14 protein-coding genes are annotated in these 19,818 nt (G+C 70.9%); 7 read left to right on the forward strand and 7 right to left on the reverse strand.

From position 1 onward, the window contains the following. Positions 1 to 741: 741 nt before the first annotated feature. The 3 genes from murJ to ACJMNC_RS16780 all read right to left on the reverse strand — a co-directional run bounded on the left by murJ (position 742) and on the right by ACJMNC_RS16780 (position 6,276). Entirely contained in the window at positions 742 to 2,223 is a 1,482-nt protein-coding gene (gene murJ / locus ACJMNC_RS16770; RefSeq protein ID WP_408949109.1) for a murein biosynthesis integral membrane protein MurJ, read from the reverse strand. A 125-nt stretch (positions 2,224 to 2,348) separates the two neighbouring features. Further along, positions 2,349 to 5,036 (reverse strand): DUF6049 family protein, encoded by a 2,688-nt coding sequence (locus ACJMNC_RS16775; protein WP_408949096.1) that lies wholly within the window; start codon positions 5,034 to 5,036, stop codon positions 2,349 to 2,351. Continuing rightward, positions 5,026 to 6,276: an NUDIX domain-containing protein gene (locus ACJMNC_RS16780; protein WP_408949097.1), complete on the reverse strand. Its 1,251-nt coding sequence runs from the start codon at positions 6,274 to 6,276 to the stop codon at positions 5,026 to 5,028. The genes ACJMNC_RS16775 and ACJMNC_RS16780 overlap by 11 nt, the downstream gene beginning before the upstream one ends. Before the next feature lie 108 nt (positions 6,277 to 6,384). Here ACJMNC_RS16780 and ACJMNC_RS16785 point away from each other — a divergent pair, with 108 nt between their 5' ends. From ACJMNC_RS16785 to ACJMNC_RS16800, 4 genes are read left to right on the forward strand one after another with little or no spacing between them, the layout of a single operon-like run. Then, positions 6,385 to 7,854, forward strand: a complete 1,470-nt coding sequence (locus ACJMNC_RS16785; RefSeq protein ID WP_408949098.1) for a CCA tRNA nucleotidyltransferase — start codon at positions 6,385 to 6,387, stop codon at positions 7,852 to 7,854. Positions 7,855 to 7,864: 10 nt separating this feature from the next. Next, positions 7,865 to 8,956 (forward strand): aminotransferase class V-fold PLP-dependent enzyme, encoded by a 1,092-nt coding sequence (locus tag ACJMNC_RS16790; RefSeq protein WP_408949099.1) that lies wholly within the window; start codon positions 7,865 to 7,867, stop codon positions 8,954 to 8,956. Positions 8,957 to 9,014: 58 nt separating this feature from the next. Further along, positions 9,015 to 9,482: a hypothetical protein gene (locus ACJMNC_RS16795; protein ID WP_408949100.1), complete on the forward strand. Its 468-nt coding sequence runs from the start codon at positions 9,015 to 9,017 to the stop codon at positions 9,480 to 9,482. A gap of 53 nt (positions 9,483 to 9,535) precedes the next feature. After that, positions 9,536 to 10,774 (forward strand): cytochrome P450, encoded by a 1,239-nt coding sequence (locus ACJMNC_RS16800; RefSeq protein ID WP_408949101.1) that lies wholly within the window; start codon positions 9,536 to 9,538, stop codon positions 10,772 to 10,774. 1 nt (position 10,775) lies between these two features. On the opposite strand, the gene ACJMNC_RS16805 is transcribed toward ACJMNC_RS16800, so the two are convergent. Next, entirely contained in the window at positions 10,776 to 12,071 is a 1,296-nt protein-coding gene (locus ACJMNC_RS16805) for an MFS transporter (RefSeq protein ID WP_408949102.1), read from the reverse strand. Positions 12,072 to 12,140: 69 nt separating this feature from the next. Here ACJMNC_RS16805 and ACJMNC_RS16810 point away from each other — a divergent pair, with 69 nt between their 5' ends. Further along, positions 12,141 to 12,725: a YqgE/AlgH family protein gene (locus ACJMNC_RS16810; protein WP_408949103.1), complete on the forward strand. Its 585-nt coding sequence runs from the start codon at positions 12,141 to 12,143 to the stop codon at positions 12,723 to 12,725. 61 nt (positions 12,726 to 12,786) lie between these two features. Here the strand turns inward: ACJMNC_RS16810 and ACJMNC_RS16815 are convergent, their stop codons facing one another. From ACJMNC_RS16815 to ACJMNC_RS16825, 3 genes are all read right to left on the reverse strand, one after another. Further along, entirely contained in the window at positions 12,787 to 13,605 is an 819-nt protein-coding gene (locus tag ACJMNC_RS16815) for an SDR family oxidoreductase (protein WP_408949104.1), read from the reverse strand. 70 nt (positions 13,606 to 13,675) lie between these two features. Further along, positions 13,676 to 14,665, reverse strand: a complete 990-nt coding sequence (locus ACJMNC_RS16820; protein WP_408949105.1) for a bile acid:sodium symporter family protein — start codon at positions 14,663 to 14,665, stop codon at positions 13,676 to 13,678. Between the two features lie 7 nt (positions 14,666 to 14,672). Continuing rightward, a complete protein-coding gene (locus tag ACJMNC_RS16825) occupies positions 14,673 to 15,194 on the reverse strand; it encodes an SdpI family protein (protein WP_408949106.1) in 522 nt (173 codons plus the stop codon). A 62-nt stretch (positions 15,195 to 15,256) separates the two neighbouring features. Here ACJMNC_RS16825 and leuS point away from each other — a divergent pair, with 62 nt between their 5' ends. After that, entirely contained in the window at positions 15,257 to 18,106 is a 2,850-nt protein-coding gene (gene leuS, locus ACJMNC_RS16830; RefSeq protein ID WP_408949107.1) for a leucine--tRNA ligase, read from the forward strand. A gap of 79 nt (positions 18,107 to 18,185) precedes the next feature. Beyond that, on the forward strand, positions 18,186 to 19,818 hold a 1,633-nt coding region (locus tag ACJMNC_RS16835), incomplete at its 3' end, for a GMC oxidoreductase (RefSeq protein ID WP_408949108.1).

Genomic DNA, 19,818 nt, shown 5'->3' on the forward strand with positions numbered 1-19,818 from the left:
CCGCTAGGACTTGTACGCGTTGTAGAAGTTTGGGCCACGGACCCGCGGCCACGACTTGTTGTAGCACGTCTAGTAGTGGGACCACGACATGAAGCACTACGGGCCGCTCTAGTGGCGGTTAGGCGACCGCTACTCGCTAGGCTTCGACGACCACGAGCCGCACCCGTGGTGGTAGCCGCACCACCAGGTCCGGCGCTAGGACGACGGGATGGAGTTCGCCCGGCCACAGGCCGACGCCGAGTTCACCCCCTAGCTGCTGGCCGACGCGGCGAAGCCGTTGTACCGGCAGCGCTAGTAGCCGATGCAGGACCACGACGTCCACCCGTACCACTAGTGGATGGCCTAGCGGCGGAGGCGGTGGCTGAGCCCGTAGCGGCAGATGCGGTGGTCGACCGTTGACGACGTCGACGGGATGCCGCACGAGCCACACTGGTAGGACTGGCGCTAGTACGGCTCCGACAGCGCGTTGCGGCGGCGGCTGCTGTGGGGGCGGCACCAGCTGCTGTACAGTGACCGGTGGGCCGAGTGGTACTAGCGCGACCACGGCCGGCACCGCATGTACTGGAAGAAGCCTGGGCGCTAGCCGTACCGCCACAAGTTGAAGCCCTTGAAGCCGCTCGTGCTGCGGAGTGTCGAGCCGAGCCATGACCGGACCCCACGCAAGTGCGACTAGGGCATACGCTACTGGGACCACGTCGACGCGCAGAAGATGCGCGCGCTCCTGCGCACCTGCGGGTGCGACTACCACCAGCCGTAGTGGCGGCAGTTCCACCGGCGCAGGATAGACCCGGGCCACGAGAAGCTGCTAGGCCTAGACCACCACGCGACCGACCGCGAGCGCTTGCGCAGATAGTGGCCGACGATCGCGCCGACCAGGTAGCCCAGGCCGTTCGCGAGCGCCAGCCAGCGCACCACCAGATCCGGATCGTCGAAGAGCACCGGGCCCAGATAGGACGCGGCCACCTTGACGGCGGTGATGCCGACCACCATCAGCGTGGGCGTCCACGCGTCCTCGCGCGCGTAGAAGACGCGCAGCTGCACCAGGGTCATCGCATACGGGATCAGCGTGAACGCACCCCAGGCCAGTACCGAGCCGAGCTGTGAGGCGTCGTGCTCGCCGAAGTTCCCGAAGTTGAACACCGCCATGCCGATCGCGGGTCCGAAGAAGGTCATGTACGCCACGGCCGGCACCAGCGCGATCATGGTGAGCCGGGTGGCCAGTGACATGTCGTCGACCACGGCGGGGGTGTCGTCGGCGGCGGCGTTGCGCGACAGCCTCGGCATGATCGCGGTCAGGATGGTCACACCGAGCACGCCGTAGGGCAGCTGCAGCAGTTGCCAGCTGGTGGCGTAGACGGCGATGCCCGAGTCGGTGGCGGAGGCGGCGATCCGGTAGGTGATCACCATGCCCACCTGCAGCACCAGGACGTAGCCGATGATCGCGACGGCCATGTTGCCGAAGCGGCGCAGCCGGTCGTCGATCCCCCACTTGAGCCGCAGCCGGACACCGGCCCGCTTGAGGTAGGGCAGCAGGATCGCGGCCTGGACCACCACGCCGATGGTGGTGCCCACGCCGAGCACCAGCAGCTTCGGATCGCTCATCGCCAGCGGATTGGCGGTGATCTCGCCGGGCATCACGAAGTACAGCACCAGGGTGATGATCTGCACGATGTTGTTCAGCACCGGCGCCCAGGCACCGGGTTTGAAGATGTTGCGCATGTTCAGGATCGCCATGAACAGCGCGGACAGCCCGTAGAACAGGATCTCCGGGAGCAGCAGATACGCCAGTGCGGTGGCCAGATCCCGGTCCACATGGCCGTCGCCGACGTTCATCGCGGTCAGCACCGGTGCGGCGACCAGCGCGGCGACCGTCGCCAGGGTCAGCACCAGCAGGGCGAGGGTGAAGATGCGGTTGATGAAGTCGGCGCCGCCGTCGTCGTCCTCGGCTTCGGCGCGGGCGAGGACCGGGATGACGATGGCGGTCAGCACCGCACCGAGGACCACCTCGGCGATCATGTTGGGCAGCACGTAGGCGGCCTGGAAGGCCGACGAGACCGCGCCGCCGAGCATGGCCAGCACCAGCACCGTGCGGATGAAGCCGGTGATGCGGCTGACCAGGGTGGCGATGGCGATGGATCCGCCGGTGCGCATCACCGAGGCGTCGGAGGTCTTGCCGGCCGATGCCGCGGCGTTGTCCTCGAGCAGTTCGGTCTCGGCCATCATGTGCGGGGCGCCGCGCGCAGGCGCGCCGGGCCCCTCATGACGTCCGGGCTGCGGTTCGTACCGGACCGGATGCGCGCGGGCGGGGCCGGGACGGCCCGGTCCCTGGGGGCGCTCGTGACGTGAATTCATGAGTTCTCCCGATCGTCGTCGGATCCGCTCGAAGCCGGGCCGTCGGCACCGGGTGCGTCCGTTCCGGGTGCGTCCGCATCCCGGGCGGACGGTTCCGGCGAGGGACGGCCGACGCCCGCGTCCTCATCCCGGAGCTGTTCTTCGCGCACCACCTCGAGCCGTTGCTCGTACGGGGCCGAGGCCGCCAGCAGATCGGCCTCGTCGGGTTCGGGCCGGTCCTCGTCGGCCGGATCGGGTTCACCGCGGAAGCGGTGCCACAGCCGGCGCGCGGTCAGCAGCACCAGCACGATGCCGGCGGCGATGGTGATCCAGAACAGCGCCTTGCCGTAGGCGTTGGAGTACACCGACAGCTCGATCGGCTCACTGAGGGTCACGCCGGTGGAGGTGACCAGACTGATCCGTACCGTGGCCCGCTCCGAGCTGGAGGCGTGGGTGGGCAGCTGCAGCTGGCGGGTGCCCTTGGGCGGGATCTCCACCACCCCCACGTCGCCCACTTCGAGGGCTTCGGGGGCGGTCACGTTGAGCCGGACCCGGACGGGCAGCGCCAGATCGTTGCGCACCACCAGCAGCAGCGGACTGCGTTCGGAGGCCAGGGTGTAGCGGCCGCCCGGATCGAGGATGCCGACGGCGGTGCGCATCTTGTCCAGGGTTGCGGTGACGGTGTCGAGCCGCAGCGAGCGCTGCGCACGCGCCCTGTCCAGGTCGATGCCCTCCGGGGTGCTCACCGCCCGCAGCACGTCCTGGCGCAGCGGCGTCAGGTAGGTCTCGGGACTGGTCACCCCGTCCGGTTCGTCGACCAGAGAGGTCTGCAGCTGCCAGGACAGTTCGAGGTTCGAGCGGGCCCGGCCGGCCTGCTCGGAGGAGACGGGGAAGCCCTGCGCCATCAGTGGTTCCACATCGCCGGGGGTGGTCAGGGCGGCCGGCCGGGAGGCGTGACCGAGATCCTCGATCAGGGTGGTCAGCGGCAGTTCCCGGGCCACCCCGGAGGCGATCATCAGGCTCGCGGTGTCCAGGAGCGCCTGGGCGTCGGCCACGGTGGGCGACCAGTAGGTCGGCGGCATCAGCAGCGCGCTGCGCCCGGTCACCGGACCGGCGGTCGCCGCGTCGTCGTCGGCCACCTGCGAGCCGGTCGAGAGCATCGGGAAGGTCATCGCCGCCGAGGCGCTCTGCCGCCGGCTCAGCGCGGACTCCCCGGACAGGTCGGGCCGCTGCCAGGCGGGCATGATCGCCGGGACCACCGGGCTGCTGCCCAGTCCGCCGAGGGCGGCGGTGATCGGTGCCTGGTAGGTCTGCAGCCGGACGTCGCCGGACCGGTAGCGGCCGGCCCTGGTGGTGCGGTCCGGCGCCACCTCGAGTGCCGAGGAGGCGACGGCGGCGGCGTTGACGTCCAGATCACCGAGCAGGTCGCGGCCGGCGGCGGAGAGGGTGCCGACCGCCGGCACGGTCAGTCCGCGCACCGAGGTGGTGCGCAGAATCGAGTCGACCAGGTCGGCCGGATCGCGGACGGCCGAGGAGGCCAGCTCCTGATCGCCGATCAGGCTGAGCGAGTCCAGTCCGGCCTGTGCGAACGGCAGAGCGACGATGCAGGTGGTGCGGGCGACGGTGCGCAGCGACTCGAGCCAGTCGGCGGCGGCCTCCTTACCGGTGCCCGCCACGGTCCCGGATCCGGGATCGTCGGCCTTCTTCATCACCCGATAGCCGTCCGTCATCTGCTCGACGGTGCTCAGCAGATCCGGATCGACCGCGACGCACAGGCCGTCCCGGACCTTCTCGTCGGGGGATATCGGCCCGGCGGGGCGGCGGGTCGTGGTCGACGGTGCGGCGCTCGACGATCCGCCGGCATCTTCGTCGCCGTCCTCCCCGTCGTCGATGCCCTGGTCCATGGTGGCGAGCGAGGTCAGCACCGAGAGCTGTGCGCCGAGCCGGCCGTCGGGTTTGAGGTCGGTGGCCAGCGAGTCGGTGGTCAGCCGCAGGTCCTCGGTGCCGCCGCCGAGCGATCCGGGCATCACCTGCGGCGGGGCGGCCAGCGGCCACAGCACGGTGAGCGCCGCCGGATCGCTGGTGTTGGCGGCGATGGAGCCGTCCCGGCCCACCAGGCCGGTGCTCTCGTCGCCGGCGGCCAGCGGGTCGGTGGCCCGCGCGGCGTCGGGCGGCAGCGACAGCACCGGCAGCAGTGTGCGTGAGGAGGCGATCTGCACCGGCCCTCCGTACTCGGGGGTGCCGGTCACGTTGACCATCAGCGGATACACCCCGGCCGCACCGATGCCCAGCCCGCCGGGACCGTTGATCGGCACCTCGATGCGGAAGTCGGCGCGGGCGCCGGGGGCGAGCCGGCTGGTGATCGACTCGACCGAGGTCACGGTGCCGTAGGTCCCGGTGGCCTCCATCAGCGAAGTGCGCAGACCGATCGCTTCGGTGATGCGGTCGCCCAGCTGGAGCCGGACCTGCAGGCCGCTGATCGGCCGGTCGAAGGTGTTGGTGACGGTGCCGGCCACCGTCACCGTGTCGCCGGTGGACGCGGTGACCACGGTGGGGGTGATCTCGGTCAGTTCGAGACTGGCGTAGGCAGGGTTGTCCGCGCGGGCCGGTGAACTCACCATCGGCACACTGATCAGCAGCAACGCGAGCACGGCGGCGAGCGTTGCCAGCAGTACCGGTCCCCGGCGGGCGCGGTCAGCCGTCACCGCTGCCACGGTCGGAGTGCGGTGGTGCCGAACCGGGGCCGCGGGCATCGCCGCCGGTGGACGGACCCGCTGCGTGGCCCCCGCCGCCGCTGCGACGCGGACGCCGCTTGCGCCGCCGGGGCCGCGGCGGTGGCGGCGGCTCGTTGCGGCGCTGGTTGCGGGCGGCGGCGGCTTTCTCATAGTCGTTCGGCTCGGTACGGATCGATTCGGCTTCCGAGCGCGCGAGCCGATCCGGATCGTTGCGCAGCTCGTCGACGACGCCCTCTACGGCCCGCGCCAGCCTTCGTTCGTCAGAGTACGTCAGTCGGCGGGGCAGTTCGGCGAGCGGCACCCAGGCCACCTCGGCCACCTCGTAGTCGGCGTCGGAGAGCTCTCCGCCGGCGTAACGCAGCAGATAATGGTGCACCGTCTTATGGATGCGCCGGCCCTCGCTGACGAACCAGTAGTCGATCTTGCCCAGCTCGGTGATGATCGTGCCGCAGACGCCGGTCTCCTCGGCGACCTCCCGGATGGCGGTCTGTTCGGCCGTCTCTCCGGTCTCGATGTGTCCCTTGGGCAGCGACCACATCATCCGGCCGCGCCGGTCCACCCGGCCGATCAGCACCGCCTCGATCTCCTCGAAGGGCGCGTCCAGGCTCGAGAGCACCAGACCGCCGGCCGAGGTCTCGCGGACCGTGCGCAGCCGCTGCTGGGGCTGGCCGGGGCGCTGGGCGGGCGCATCGCCGCGCCGGTTTCCGCCGGAGCCGCCGGAGCCGCTGCGGCGTTTGGTGCGCGGCATGGCGGCCGGGGTGCCGGACTGGTTCTCGGTGCGGGCGGCCAGATCGGAGGGTTTGGGGCCGCGGCCGGGTGCGGGTCCGTTGCTGCGGGCCGGTGGGCCGGGTTTGGGGGTCTTCCGCTCGTTGCGGCGCTGGTCAGCGGGTGCGCCGCCGGGTTTGGCCGGACCGGGGACGGGCCGATCGGATCGGTGTCCGCCGGCGGTGCGAGGTCCGGGTTTGGGCGGCTGCCGGCCGGCGGCACCCGATCCGTCGGCCTTCTCGGCGCCGCTCGCCGGTGACCGGTCCCCGGTGGTCGCCGACGGATTCTGCGCGGACCTGTTCTGGCCGGCGGACGGATTCTTGCCGCGGCGCCCACGCCGGCGGCGTCCGCGCCGATTGCGCCGGGGCCGGGCCGCCGATGCATCCCCTGCCGACGGATCGTCGCTGGCGACGTCCGTTCGGTTCACAGAGGATTCGGCTGACACACGTCGACTCTATCCGCTTGTCACCCGCTGTTCGTTCAGGCGGCCGCGCGGGCCGGGTTACGCCCGCGATGGCGGCGACGGCGACCGTCATCGGTAGGCTGACATGCCATGACCTCTCGTGCGCAGCCCGACCGCGTGACCTCGTCGGATGAGCAGCTGCGCCGAACAGAGCTGCTCGCCGGCGCGGTGGTCGCGCTGCGGGAACTGTCCGGGGTGATCACTCCCCTGGCGCAGCGCTTCGCCGACCGCGGTCACAGCCTGTACCTGGTGGGCGGGAGTGTGCGCGATGCGGTGCTCGGCCGGCTCGGCAACGACCTGGACTTCACCACCGATGCGCGGCCGGAGGTGATCGTGGAGGTGCTGGGCGGCTGGGCCGACGCGGTCTGGGACACCGGCATCGACTTCGGCACGGTCAGCGCCGCGAAGGCCGATCAGCAGATCGAGATCACCACGTTCCGGGCCGACGTCTACGACCGGGTGAGCCGCAATCCCACGGTGACCTTCGGCGACACCCTCGAGGGCGACCTGATCCGCCGCGACTTCCGGATCAACGCGATGGCGGTGCGCCTGGGCGCCGACGGCGGCCAGGAGTTCTGCGATCCGCTCGACGGTCTCGGCGACGTGCTGGCCGGCGTCATCGACACACCGGCCTCCCCCGCCGACTCGTTCAACGACGACCCGCTCCGGATGCTGCGCGGCATCCGGTTCGTCTCGCAGCTCGGGTTCACACTGTCCGAGAGGACGCTGGCCGCCATCACCGAGATGGCCGGCGAGATCGACCGCATCACCGCCGAACGGGTGCGGATGGAGCTGGACAAGCTGATCTGCGGCGAGCATCCGATCGAGGCGGTGGAGCTGCTGGTGCGCACCGGTCTCGCCGAGCGGGTGATGCCCGAGATCCCGGCGATGCAGCTGACCATCGACGAGCACCACCAGCACAAGGACGTCTACCAGCATTCGCTGACGGTGCTCCGCCAGGCGATCGATCTGGAGGAGGACGGCCCCGATGTGGTGCTGCGCTGGGCGGCGCTGCTGCACGACATCGGCAAGCCCGCCACCCGCAGGCACGAACCGGCCGGTGGGGTCAGCTTCCACCACCACGAGGTGGTCGGCGCCAAGATGGCCCGCAAGCGGCTGCGGGCGCTCAAATACCCCAAGGCGATGGTCGACGACATCGCGCAGCTGGTCTACCTGCATCTGCGGTTCCACGGCTACGGCGACGGCAAGTGGACGGACTCGGCGGTGCGCCGCTACGTCACCGATGCCGGCGAGCTGCTGCCGCGGCTGAACAAACTGGTGCGCGCCGACTGCACCACCCGCAACCGGCGCCGGGCGCGGCGACTGCAGGAGAACTACGACGATCTCGAGCGGCGCATCGCGCAGCTGCAGGAGGCCGAGGACCTCAGCCGGGTCCGTCCTGACCTGGACGGGAACGCGATCATGGAGATCCTCGGACTGCCACCCGGGCCGGAGGTGGGGCAGGCGTGGAAGTTCCTCAAGGATCTTCGGCTCGACGCCGGTCCGATGTCCCGCGAGGAGGCGCAGGCCGCGCTACTGGACTGGTGGGCTCAGCGGTAGATTTACAGGCATGTTCTGCAGCGACCTCGGGGAGAGATGGCATTCGGCGCGGATCGAGCCGACGATCGGCCATCTGGACGCCGCATCGGCCGGCCGGTCGTCGATGGCGACGATCAAGGCGATCAGCGATCACCTGCTGCGGGAGGCCCAGCTCGGCTCCTATGTGGCGGCCACCGAGCAGGGCGGGGTGCTCGCGGGCGGCCGCCGGGCGCTGGCCTCGCTGATCGGCCACCGGCCCGAGGAGCTCTCGTACCGGGACAGTGCGCGGACCTGTCTGCGTGCCCTGCTCAACAGCTGGAAGATCCCGGTCGCCGGAACCGTGTGGGTGGCATCGAACGAGTTCGGCCCCAATCTCGACGAATTCGAGCGGCGGGAACTGGTGGTGCGCACCATGCCGGCGGCGGACGTCTACGGGCACGTCGACGTCGACGCCCTGGAGAACATGCTGCAGTTCGAGCAGCCGGACTTCATCCACGTCTGCCACATCGGCTCGGCGAGCGGCATCGTGCAGCCGGTGCCGCAGATCGTCGAGGTGGCGCACTACGCCGGCGTGCCGGTGGTGGTCGACATGGCGCAGTCGGTGGGTCACGTGCCCACCGTGACCGGCGCCGACGTGGTGTACGGCACCGCCCGCAAATGGCTCACCGGCCCGCGCGGGGTGGGTTTCATCGCCGTGCGCGACGACGTCCTCCGGCCGGTGTCGGTGGACTCGTCCGAGCCGTATGTGGCCGGTCAGCTCGGTCTGGCGCAGGCGGTCTCCGAGGTCCTCGAGATCGGGCAGCAGAAGGTCTTCCGCGAGCTGGCGGCCATCGGCCGCACCACCCGCGAGCGGCTCGACGGGATCGGATCGTGGGAGGTCCTCGAACCCGTCGACGAGCCGTCCGCACTGGTCACCCTGGCCCCGCCGCCCGGCTGGGAGCCGTCGGACGTGGCCACCGCGCAGCGCAGACTCGCCGAGCAGGGCCTGCTGGTGACCTGCGCCGATTCCTGGCGGGCGCCGCTGGCCACCGAGCAGTCGGTGCTGCGTATCAGCCCGCACCTGGACGTCGAACGCGAGCAGCTCGATCAGCTGGCCGCGGCTCTGCGCACCATGGGGTACTGACCTCCTCCCCCGACGGTGTGTCGTGGAACCCGAGTCCGGGCCGGCGCGTCCTATCGATATGGACGGACTCGAGTACTTCTTCGGCACCGGCGACGGCCCGCTGACCACCTGGCACTCCCCCGCCGACCTCGATCTGGACGGCGACGGCGCACTCGATGCGGTGGCGCTGGACTTCGACGGCGACGGCCGCGTCGACGATGCGATGGCCGACACGGACGGGGACGGCCGGGCCGATCGGGCCGTGCTGGATCTGGACGACGACGGCCGGCCCGAGACCGCGTTCACCGACGGGGGCCGCGGCCTGTGGGAGCAGCCGGCCGGAGGCCCCGACGGTCACCGCCCCGGCGAGGACGGCGCCGCCGCCGGGACGAGTGCCGACGGCCCCGACGAGGCGGCCCCGGCGATCGGGCGGCTGGAGGTGGACTCCGACGGCGACGGCGTCCCGGATCAGGTCCTCGAAGACCTCGACGGCGACGGCTACGCCGACCGGGTCCGCACGCTCCCCGGCCCGGTCGGCGATAGCTGAGACAGACGGACGAAAATGTCTTAGCGTCGGCATCAGTCGACGAAGGACCTCGCATGAGTACGCCAGCCTCCCTCACCGCACCGGTGTTCGTCCCGCGCAGCGGCAGCACCTGGGCCGATCCCTTCACCATGTACTCCCGCCTGCGAACCGCCGGTCCCGTCCACCGCGCCAGCCCGGCCGCCGGCGAGGAGCTCGAGTACTACGTCCTCCCCCGGCACGCCGACGTCTGGCGCGCCGCCCGCGACCCGCAGACCTTCTCCTCCGCGCAGGGGCTCACGCTGCACTACGGCGACATGGAGCAGATCGGTCTGACCGACAATCCGCCGCTGGTGATGCAGGATCCGCCCGAGCACACCGCGTTCCGCTCGCTGGTGGTCCGCGGCTTCACCCCGCGCCAGGTCTCCGAGGTGGAGCCGCAGGTACGCGAGTTCGTCGTCGAGCGGCTCGAGGACCTCATCGCCGCGGGCGGCGGGGACATCGTGACGCAGCTCTTCAAACCCCTGCCGTCGATGGTGGTGGCACACTATCTGGGGGTCCCGGCCGCCGACCGGGTCGCCTTCGACCGGTGGACCGACCAGATCGTCGCCGCCAACTCCGGCGGCGGCTCCATCGCCGAGGTCATCGCCACCGCATCCGGGGCGGTCACCGAACTGATGGGCTACTTCGCCGAGCTGGTGCAGCGACGGCGCCGCGAACCCGGCGACGACGTGGTCTCGCAACTGGTGGCGGCCGGGATGGGCGCCGACGACTCCGACACGGCCGGACTGGTCTCGATCCTCGGCTTCACCTTCACCATGGTCGCCGGCGGCAACGACACCACCACCGGTCTGCTCGGCGGCGCGGTGGAACTGCTCGAACGCAATCCGGACCAGCGCCGTGACCTGTGGCGTGAGCCGTCGCTCATCCCGGATGCGATCGACGAGTTCCTGCGTCTCACCTCACCGGTGCAGGGGCTGTGCCGCACCACCACCACCGAGGTGCAGATCGACGAGGCGCAGATCCCGGCCGGACGGCGGGTGCTGCTGCTCTACGGTTCGGCCAATCGCGACGAGACGGTCTTCGGTCCCGATGCCGCCGAGCTGGACCTGCGCCGCCGGCCTCGGCAGATCCTCACCTTCGCCCAGGGCCCGCATCACTGCCTGGGGGCGGCGGCCGCCCGCATGCAGGCCCGGGTGGCGCTGGAGGAACTGATCGCGCGCGTCGGCGACATCACCGTCGACCTCGACGGCATCCGCTGGGCCACCGGCGCGTACGTGCGGCGCCCGGCCAGCGTGCCGGTGCAGCTGGGATAGATCAGCCGGCCTGTTCGACGGCCCCGACCGTGACCGGAACACGGGCGGCGTGCGCCGGATGGCACAGCCACACCCCGGCCGCGGCCACCGCGTACAGCAGGGCGCCGACGGCCACCAGCGTCACCGACACCCCGTCGGCCGGAACGCTCAGCGCCGCGATCACGATCGCCACCACGAAGGTCACGTTGAACAGGGCGTCCTGGACGGCGAAGACCTGGCCGCGGTAGGTGTCGGAGACGTCGAGCTGCATGGCCGCATCGCCGCACAGCTTGATGGTCTGCCCGGCCAGCCCCAGCACCACACCGCTGATCACCACGGTCACCGGCGTCAGCTCCATCAGGCACAGCTGCCCGCCGAGCGCGGCGATCAGCGACACCGTGATGGTGGTGCGCCGACCCACGGTCCGCACCAGCAGCGGCGCGGCGAAGGCGGCGGCGAGGGCGCCGGCGGCGATGCAGACTCCGATGGCGGCCAGGGCCCGCACCTCGTCGCCCAGCCAGCCCAGGTCCACCTGCCGCACCACGATGAGCAGCATCAGGGTGTTCACGCCGAAGACGAAGCGATGCACGCCGAGCGCGGCCAGCACCACGGCCACCGTGCGGGTGCGCGCCGCCACCCGGGCGCCGTGCCCGAGACCGTGGCCGACGGCGTACAGGGCGGAGCGGCCGGCGTCGTCGGGCTGGTCCGGACCCAGTGCGCGGGTGGCGAATCCGGCGGCGATGAGCGCCGAGACGAGGGCGATCGCGGCGCCGGCGAGCAGCGTGCTGCCGGAGCCGTCGTTGTCGGAGCCGAAGATCGCCCGCAGCAGCGTGCTGATCCCTGCCCCGGCGGCCAGCATCCCGGCGCCGAGGGTCGTGAACAGGGCGTTGGTCTCCACGATCACCTCCCGGGCGGCCACATGCGGCAGCCCGGCGGAGAGCCCGGAGGCGACGAACCGGCTGCAGCCGGTCACCAGCAACGCAGAGAGCAGCACCGCGGTGTCGGGGGCGCCGAAGTGCATGGTGGCCGCCACCCCGATCACGGCCAGTGCGCGAAGGACGTTGACCCACACCAGGACTCGGCGGCGGTCCCAGTGGTCGAGCAGGGCCCCGGCGAACGGGCCGATCACCGAGTACGGCAGCAGCAGCACCGCGAAACCGCCGGCCACCGCGAGCGGATCGGTGTGCCGGTCGGGATTGAACAGGATCGAGAAGGCCAGCGCCGACTGGAAGGCACCGTCGCTGATCTGACTGGTCAACCGGACGGCGAGCAGCCGCCACAGACCCGGCGAATGCCGCAGCGAACCGATGAACCTCACCTATCAAGGCTACCGGTGCGCGGGCCCGTACGAAGCGATGCCGGCGGTCTGCTGTGCGATGATGTGTCGGTGGCCGCCGAACCCCAGAACGATGCCGAGATCGGCCCCGGTACCCTGCTGATCGCCTCGACAGCGCTGACCGGGCCCACGTTCGCGCGCACCGTCATCTACCTCATCGAGCACGACCACAACGGCACCCTCGGTGTGGTGCTCAACCGGATGAGCGAGGCCGCCGTCTTCAACGTGCTCCCCCAGTGGGCCGAACTCGCCGCCTCCCCGCGCGCGGTGTTCATCGGCGGCCCGGTGCAGACCGAGTCGGCGGTGTGCCTCGGCGTGACCCGCAGTGGCATCGACCCGCAGACGCAGCCCCAGCTGCGGCCGGTGCTCGGACCGGTGGTGATGGTCGATCTCGACGCCGATCCGGAGGAGCTGGCGCCGGTGCTGACCGGTGTGCGGATCTTCGCCGGGTACGCCGGCTGGGATGCCGGGCAGCTCGACGACGAGATCGCCGAGGACAGCTGGCTGGTGGCCCCCGGACTGCCCACCGATCTGCTCGCGCCGGCCGACGTCGACATCTGGGACACCGTGCTGCGCCGTCAGCCGTGGCCGCTGCCGCTACTGGCGACCTATCCGGTCGACCCGCTCACCAATTAGCCGGGCCGGCCGTCCCAGTTCCCGGGTCAGCCCGGTCCCAGGGCCAGGCCGATTTCCGAAGTCAGCCCAGCGCCCGCTTCTGGTAGTCGCTGCGATCGGCGCCGGCCGAGGCCGCCACCTGGTCCGGCACCATCGCCCGCATCAGCCGGTCCCGGATCCGCTGCGGCAGCAGGCCGGAGACGGCGACGAGGGGTCCGATGTAGCCGGGCACGGTGGTGACGAAGCGCGGTGCGCGGATCACCTTGACCACCGCCTGGGCCACCTGATCCGGGGAGAGCAGCTTCGCGGCACCGGTCGCCGTGCCGGAGGCGAGTTCGGTGTCGACCACACCGGGCATGATCATCGAGATCTGCACCCCGGTGGCGTGGAGTTCTTCGCGCACCCCCGTCAGATAGCCGGCCACCGCGTGTTTGGTGGCGGCGTACGAGGCCTCGCCGGGCGGCGCCAGCTTGGAGGCGGCCGAGGCGATGGTGACGATGTGCCCGCGGCCGCGTTCACGCATTCTGGGGGCGGCGAGCCGGACGCCGCGGATCACGCCGAGGACGTTGACCGCGAACATCGCCTCGGTGGCCTGCTCCGGTTCGGTGTCGAAGGCGCCCACCCACATCACCCCGGCGTTGTTGACCAGTACGTCGATCGGCCCGAGGTCGGCGGCGACGGCATCGAGGAAGCCGCGGAAGGAGGCCTCGTCGGTCACGTCCAGCGGGTAGCCGCGGGCCGATGCCCCGAGGGCGGACGCGGTGTCCCGGGCGCTCTGCTCATCCCGGTCGCCGACCGCGACGATCGCCCCGGCGCGGGCGGCGTGCTCGGCGATCCGCCGTCCGATGCCGGCCCCGCCGCCGGTCACCGCCACCACCAGTCCCCTGATCGATCCAGCCATGTCCTCAGCTTCTCACGACGGCGACGGCATCGACAGAGCCCTGCGGCCCGGCTGCTCCGGGGGCCGGCGGCTACGCGGCGGCCTCGGCCTCGGCCTCGCGCCCGTAGCGCGAGGCCAGCCACGAGCACAGGATGAGCTGGATCTGGTGGAAGATCATCAGCGGCAGCACGATCAGGCCCACGGTGCCGCCGGCGAACAGCACGGTGGCCATCGGCAGACCGGTGGCCAGGGACTTCTTGGTGCCGCAGAACTGGATGGCGATGGTGTCGGCGCGGTCGAAGCCGAGCCGGCGCGGCAGCCATCCGGTGAGCAGCAGCATCGCCACCACCAGCGCGGTGGAGATGAGCAGCACCAGGATCACCTCCCAGGCGCTCACCAGCGACCAGAGGCCGTCGCGCACACCTTCGCTGAAGGCCACGTACACCACCAGCACGATCGAGCCGCGGTCCACCAGTTTCGTCGGCTCGGCGTAGCGCTGGAGGAACGGGGTCACCAGCGGCCGGGCCAGCTGGCCGACGATGAACGGCACCAGGATCTGCAGCACGATCTTGGTGATCGACGAGGCGTCCACGTGCACCCCGGCGTCGGTGCTCATCAGCCAGACCACCAGCAGCGGGGTGAGGAAGACGCCCAGCAGGTTCGAGACCGAGGCGCTGACGATCGCACCGGGCACGTTGCCGCGCGCGATGGAGGTGAAGGCGATCGACGACTGCACCGTCGACGGGACCAGGCACAGGTAGAGGATCCCGGACGAGAGGTCGGCCCCGACGACGTGCTTGAGCACCGGATCGAGCAGCACCCCGATGATCGGGAAGAGCACGAAGGTGAACCCGAGAATGGTCAGGTGCAGCCGCCAGTGGGTCAGCCCGGCGAGGGCTTCGCGCGGCGAGAGCCGGGCCCCGTAGAGGAAGAACAGCAGCGCGATCGCCGCGACGACCACCCAGTCGAGCACATCGGCGAAGTCGCCGCGGGCGGGCAGGAAGGCCGCCACCACCACGGCGGCGAGGATGGCCAGCACGAAGCCGTCGAGCGGCGACCGGTCGAGCAGACGACGGAGCATCGCGGCGTCAGCGTCCCGTCGGATGGGCCTCAGAGGTGCACAGGCCGTTGAGCGCGCACGAACCGCAGCTGCTCGCACCGCAGTCGGCGGCCGGATCGGCGGACTCCCCCGCCGGGGCGCAGCCGCTCGCGTCGCCGCCGGCCGGCTGATCGCCGCCGGAGCAGCATCCGGAGCTGCAGCCGCCGGTCTCGGCGGGCAGCGCATCGGTGGCGCGCACGGCCACGCCGCTGACCACGGCGACGGCGAGCAGGCCCAGCACCAGGGCGGCCAGCGCATAGGCGAAGCCGTAGTCGTTGAACAGCGCCAGCAGGCCGCCGAGCAGCAGCACCAGAGCCCCGCCCAGATAGCCGGGCGAGGCGATACGCTGTGCCAGCGTCCAGGCGGTGTCGGAGGCCATCGTCGCATCGGTGCGGACACCGGCCCAGCGATTGCGGGGCAGCCGCCCGGCGAGTCCGGCGATACCGGTCAGCGACCAGAGCGCGGCGACGGCGAAAACCACCGTCGCGGCGACGACAGAGACAGCGAACACGGTTATCACTGTACGACCGAGGCGCTTCGACGCCCTCATCGGCGACGATTTACCCTGGTCGGGTGAGCATCGCCGAGAACGATCAGGGCCATCGGTACACCGCGCAGAGCGCCGGTGAGATCGAGGCGCGCTGGCAGCAGTACTGGACCGACGAGCAGACCTTCGCGGCACCGAACCCGGTCGGGCCGCTCGCCGGCGACTTCTCGGCGTTCGACGGCCCCGGCCCGGACGCCCCCGACAAGCTCTTCGTGCAGGACATGTTCCCGTACCCGTCCGGGGCGGGCCTGCACGTGGGTCACCCCCTGGGCTTCATCGCCAGCGACGTCTACGCCCGCTTCCAGCGGATGGCCGGCCGCAACGTGCTGCACACGATGGGCTTCGACTCGTTCGGTCTGCCGGCCGAGCAGTACGCGGTGCAGACCGGCACGCACCCGCGCACCACCACCGAGGCCAACATCGAGCGCTATCTCGGCCAGATCCGCCGGCTCGGCCTCGGGCACGACGAGCGGCGCCGGGTGGCCACCACCGATGTGGACTTCTACCGCTGGACGCAGTGGATCTTCCTGCAGATCTACAACGCCTGGTTCGACCCCGAGGCCGGAAAGGCCCGGCGCATCGAGGAACTGATCGCCGACTTCGAGTCCGGTGGCCGGACCCTCGACGACGGCCGGACCTGGTCCGCGCTGTCGGCCACCGAGCGCCGCGAAGTCCTCGACCGGCACCGGCTGGTGTACCTGAGCAATTCGCTGGTCAACTGGTGCCCCGGGCTGGGCACCGTACTGGCCAACGAGGAGGTCACCGCCGACGGCCGCAGCGAGCGCGGCAACTTCCCGGTCTTCCGCAAGAACCTGCGGCAGTGGATGATGCGGATCACCGCCTACTCCGACCGGCTGCTCGACGACCTGGAGCTGCTGGACTGGCCGGAGAAGGTCAAGACCATGCAGCGCAACTGGATCGGCCGCTCCCGCGGTGCGCAGGTGCGCTTCCCGGTGCCCGGTCTCGACGCGGCGATCGAGGTGTTCACCACCCGTCCCGACACCCTGTTCGGCGCCTCCTACATGGTGCTCGCGCCCGAACACGAGCTGGTCGACGCCCTCGTCGCCGACGCCTGGCCGGAGGACGTGGACAGCCGCTGGACGGGCGGTGCGGCCGACCCGCGCACCGCTGTCGCGGACTATCGGGCGTCGATCGCCGCCAAGTCGGATCTGGAGCGGCAGGAGAACAAGCAGAAGACCGGTGTCTTCACCGGTGCCTATGCCACCAATCCCGTTGACGGACGGTTGATCCCGGTCTTCATCGCCGACTACGTCCTGCTCGGCTACGGCACCGGCGCGATCATGGCGGTTCCGGCCCACGACACCCGCGACCACGAGTTCGCGACCGTCTTCGGGCTGCCGATCCTGGAGGTGATCAGCTCCCCGGACGGGGTGACCGAGCAGGCGTACACCGGTGACGGACCGCTGGTGAACTCCGGCTACCTCGACGGACTGAACGTCGACGAGGCCAAGGCCGCGGTGATCGCCCGGCTCGAGGAGCAGGGCGCCGGCACCGGCACCGTCCAGTACAAGCTGCGCGACTGGCTCTTCGCCCGGCAGCGCTACTGGGGCGAGCCCTTCCCCATCGTGTACGACGAGGACGGCGCACCGCACCCGCTGCCCGAGGCCATGCTCCCCGTGGAGCTGCCGGAGGTGGCCGACTACCAGCCGGTCTCGTTCGACCCGGACGACGCCGACAGCGTGCCGTCTCCCCCGCTGGCCAAGGCCGCCGAGTGGGTGGCCGTGGACCTGGATCTGGGCGACGGACTGCAGACCTACCAGCGCGACACCAATGTGATGCCGCAGTGGGCCGGCAGCTCCTGGTACCAGCTGCGCTACATCGATCCGACCAACCAGGAAACGTTGTGCGCCAAGGAGAACGAGGCGTACTGGATGGGTCCGCGGCCGGCGCTGCACGGGCCGGACGATCCGGGCGGCGTGGACCTCTACATCGGCGGTGTGGAGCACGCGGTGCTGCATCTGCTCTACTCGCGCTTCTGGCACAAGGTGCTCTTCGACCTGGGTTACGTGACCAGCGGTGAACCCTATCGCCGGCTGTTCAACCAGGGCATGATCCAGGCCTACGCCTACACCGATGCGCGCGGGGTATACGTGCCCGCCGAGGAGGTGGAGGAGAAGGACGGGAAGTTCTACTACCAGGGCGCCGAGGTGACTCAGGAGTACGGGAAGATGGGCAAGTCGCTCAAGAACTCCGTGGCTCCCGACGACATCTGCCGCGACTACGGCGCCGACACCCTGCGGGTGTACGAGATGTCGATGGGCCCGCTCGACCAGTCCCGGCCGTGGGCCACCAAGGACGTCGTCGGCGCTCAGCGCTTCCTGCAGCGGGTCTGGCGTCTGGTGGTCGACGACGAGTCGGGTGCGGTGCGGGTGAGCGACGAGGCCGCCCCCGCCGGCACGCTCAAGACGCTGCACAAGACGATCGCCGGCGTCCGCGACGACTACGACGCCCTGCGGATGAACACCGCCGGCGCCAAGCTGATCGAGCTGACCAACCATCTCACCAAGGAGTACCCCGGCGGTGCGCCGCGGGCGGCCGTGGAGCCGCTGGTGCTGATGCTGGCGCCGCTCGCCCCGCATATCGCCGAGGAGCTGTGGAACCGTCTGGGCCACAACGGTTCTCTGGCGCACGGGCCCTTCCCCGAGGTCGACGAGCGGTTCCTCGTCGAGGACACCGTGGAGATCCCGGTGCAGGTCAAGGGCAAGCTGCGGAGCCGTATCGAGGTGCCCGCCGACGCCGAGGAGTCCGCGGTGGTCGCCGTGGCCCTGGCCGACGAGAAGATCGCCGCGCTGCTCGACGGTGAGCCGCGCAAGGTGATCTACGTGCCGGGCCGGATGGTCAACGTCATCCCCTGACCGGCGCCGGGAGTGAGATGTGCGGTACCCGGGAGCACTAAGGCTAGTCTCACCTAACACGCGCTGCTAAGTTCACAGGATGACATCAGACGATGCGGCACGCACGCGTGTGTCTCGCCGGACCGTGCTGCGCGGAGCGGCCGCCACCGGCTTTCTCGGCGCGGTCGGTGCGGCGGGTGCCCTCGCCGGCTCCCCCGCTGCGGCGGCACCGGATCCGGGTGCGACGGCGATCGTGATCGGCAGTGGCTTCGGCGGAGCGGTGGCGGCGCTGCGCCTGGGCGAGGCCGGGATCACCACCACGGTCTTCGAGCGCGGCCGGCGCTGGCCGATCCGTGCGGACGGCACCACCTTCGCCACGATGACCGCCCCGGACGGCCGGGCCTCCTGGTTCAGCGGCCGGGCCGGCGTCGACTCCCGGCTGGCCGTGCCGGTCGAGCGCTACCCCGGTCTGCAGGACCGGATCGTCGGCAACGGTGTGGAGGCCGTCTACGGCGCCGGCGTGGGCGGCGGCTCGCTGGCCTTCGGCGCCTTCCTCCCCCAGCCGCGCGCCCAGGACTTCCGGCACGTCTTCCCGGGCGCGGTCGACTACGCCGAGCTCGACCGCACGTACTACCCGCGGGCCAAGAAGATGCTCGGCGCGGCGCCGCTGCCGGACGACATCCTGGCGCATCCGCGCTATGTGGGCGCCCGGACCTGGCTCGACGTCCTCAAGCGGTACGGACCCGACGACGTGGCGTTCTTCGACTATGCGATCGACTGGGACATCGTCCGCCAGGAGATCGCCGGCACCCGGACGCCGTCGATCATCAACGGCGAGTTGACCTATGGCGTCAACAGCGGCGCCAAGAACTCCGTGGACCACAACTATCTGCCGGCCGCGGAGGCCACCGGACACGTCACGGTCAAGCCTATGCACGAGGTCTACCGGATCCGTCCGCGGTCGCGACGGCCCGGGTTCGAGGTCACCGTGCGGGTGATCGACGACGCGCATCGCACGGTCCGGACCGTCCGGCAGGAGGCCGACTACCTCTTCCTGGCGGCCGGCTCGTTCCACACCACGGCCATGCTGGTGGGGGCGCGGGCGCGCGGGGAACTGCCCGGGCTGTCCCCGCGGGTCGGCGAGGGCTTCGGCACCAACGGCGACTTCCTGGCCATCCGGCTCAATCCCAGTGATGAGACCGGCCCGGTGCAGGGCGGACCGGGCTACGCTCGGATGTACGAGGACGATCTGCCCGGTGGACCGGTGTCGATCGTCTACCAGGCCACCCCGTTGCCGGCGCCGATGGGCGAGGCGGCGACCACGCATCTGGTGCAGGCGCACACGGACGAACGCGGCACGATCGACTACCGGCGCTCCACCGGTACGGCGGTGCTCAACTACCCGCATCCGGCGCAGAGCAGCCGGCTCGACCGCCGGGCGGTGGCCTTCCTCGACCGGTTCCATCAGCGGACCGAAGGCCGCTTCGGCCGCCCGGCCTCGGGTGTGCCGGTGTACTCGCGGGCCACGGGATTCGGTTCGGGCAGCACCTACCACGGTCTCGGGGGTGTCGTGATGGGCAGTGCGGCAAGCCATTACGGCGAGGTGAAAGGCTATTCGAATCTGTTCGTGATGGACGGCTCACTGCTTCCCGGTGCGGTCGGTCTGGTCAACCCGGCGCTGACCATCACCGCGATGGCCGAACGCAACATGGACCACTTCCTGGCCACCCGCT

Origin of the sequence: Gordonia sp. VNK21 (assembly GCF_046098115.1) — a bacterium.
In the GTDB taxonomy this organism is placed as follows: domain Bacteria; phylum Actinomycetota; class Actinomycetes; order Mycobacteriales; family Mycobacteriaceae; genus Gordonia.

What these genes read in the sequence shown, in the direction of transcription:
- ACJMNC_RS16785 (WP_408949098.1), top strand. Translation starts at nt 6,385, where the DNA reads ATGACCTCTCGTGCGCAGCCCGACCGCGTGACCTCGTCGGATGAGCAG.
- ACJMNC_RS16795 (WP_408949100.1), top strand. Translation starts at nt 9,015, where the DNA reads ATGGACGGACTCGAGTACTTCTTCGGCACCGGCGACGGCCCGCTGACC.
- ACJMNC_RS16800 (WP_408949101.1), top strand. Translation starts at nt 9,536, where the DNA reads ATGAGTACGCCAGCCTCCCTCACCGCACCGGTGTTCGTCCCGCGCAGC.
- ACJMNC_RS16815 (WP_408949104.1), bottom strand. Translation starts at nt 13,605, where the DNA reads ATGGCTGGATCGATCAGGGGACTGGTGGTGGCGGTGACCGGCGGCGGG.
- murJ (WP_408949109.1), bottom strand. Translation starts at nt 2,223, where the DNA reads ATGATGGCCGAGACCGAACTGCTCGAGGACAACGCCGCGGCATCGGCC.
- ACJMNC_RS16820 (WP_408949105.1), bottom strand. Translation starts at nt 14,665, where the DNA reads ATGCTCCGTCGTCTGCTCGACCGGTCGCCGCTCGACGGCTTCGTGCTG.
- ACJMNC_RS16790 (WP_408949099.1), top strand. Translation starts at nt 7,865, where the DNA reads ATGTTCTGCAGCGACCTCGGGGAGAGATGGCATTCGGCGCGGATCGAG.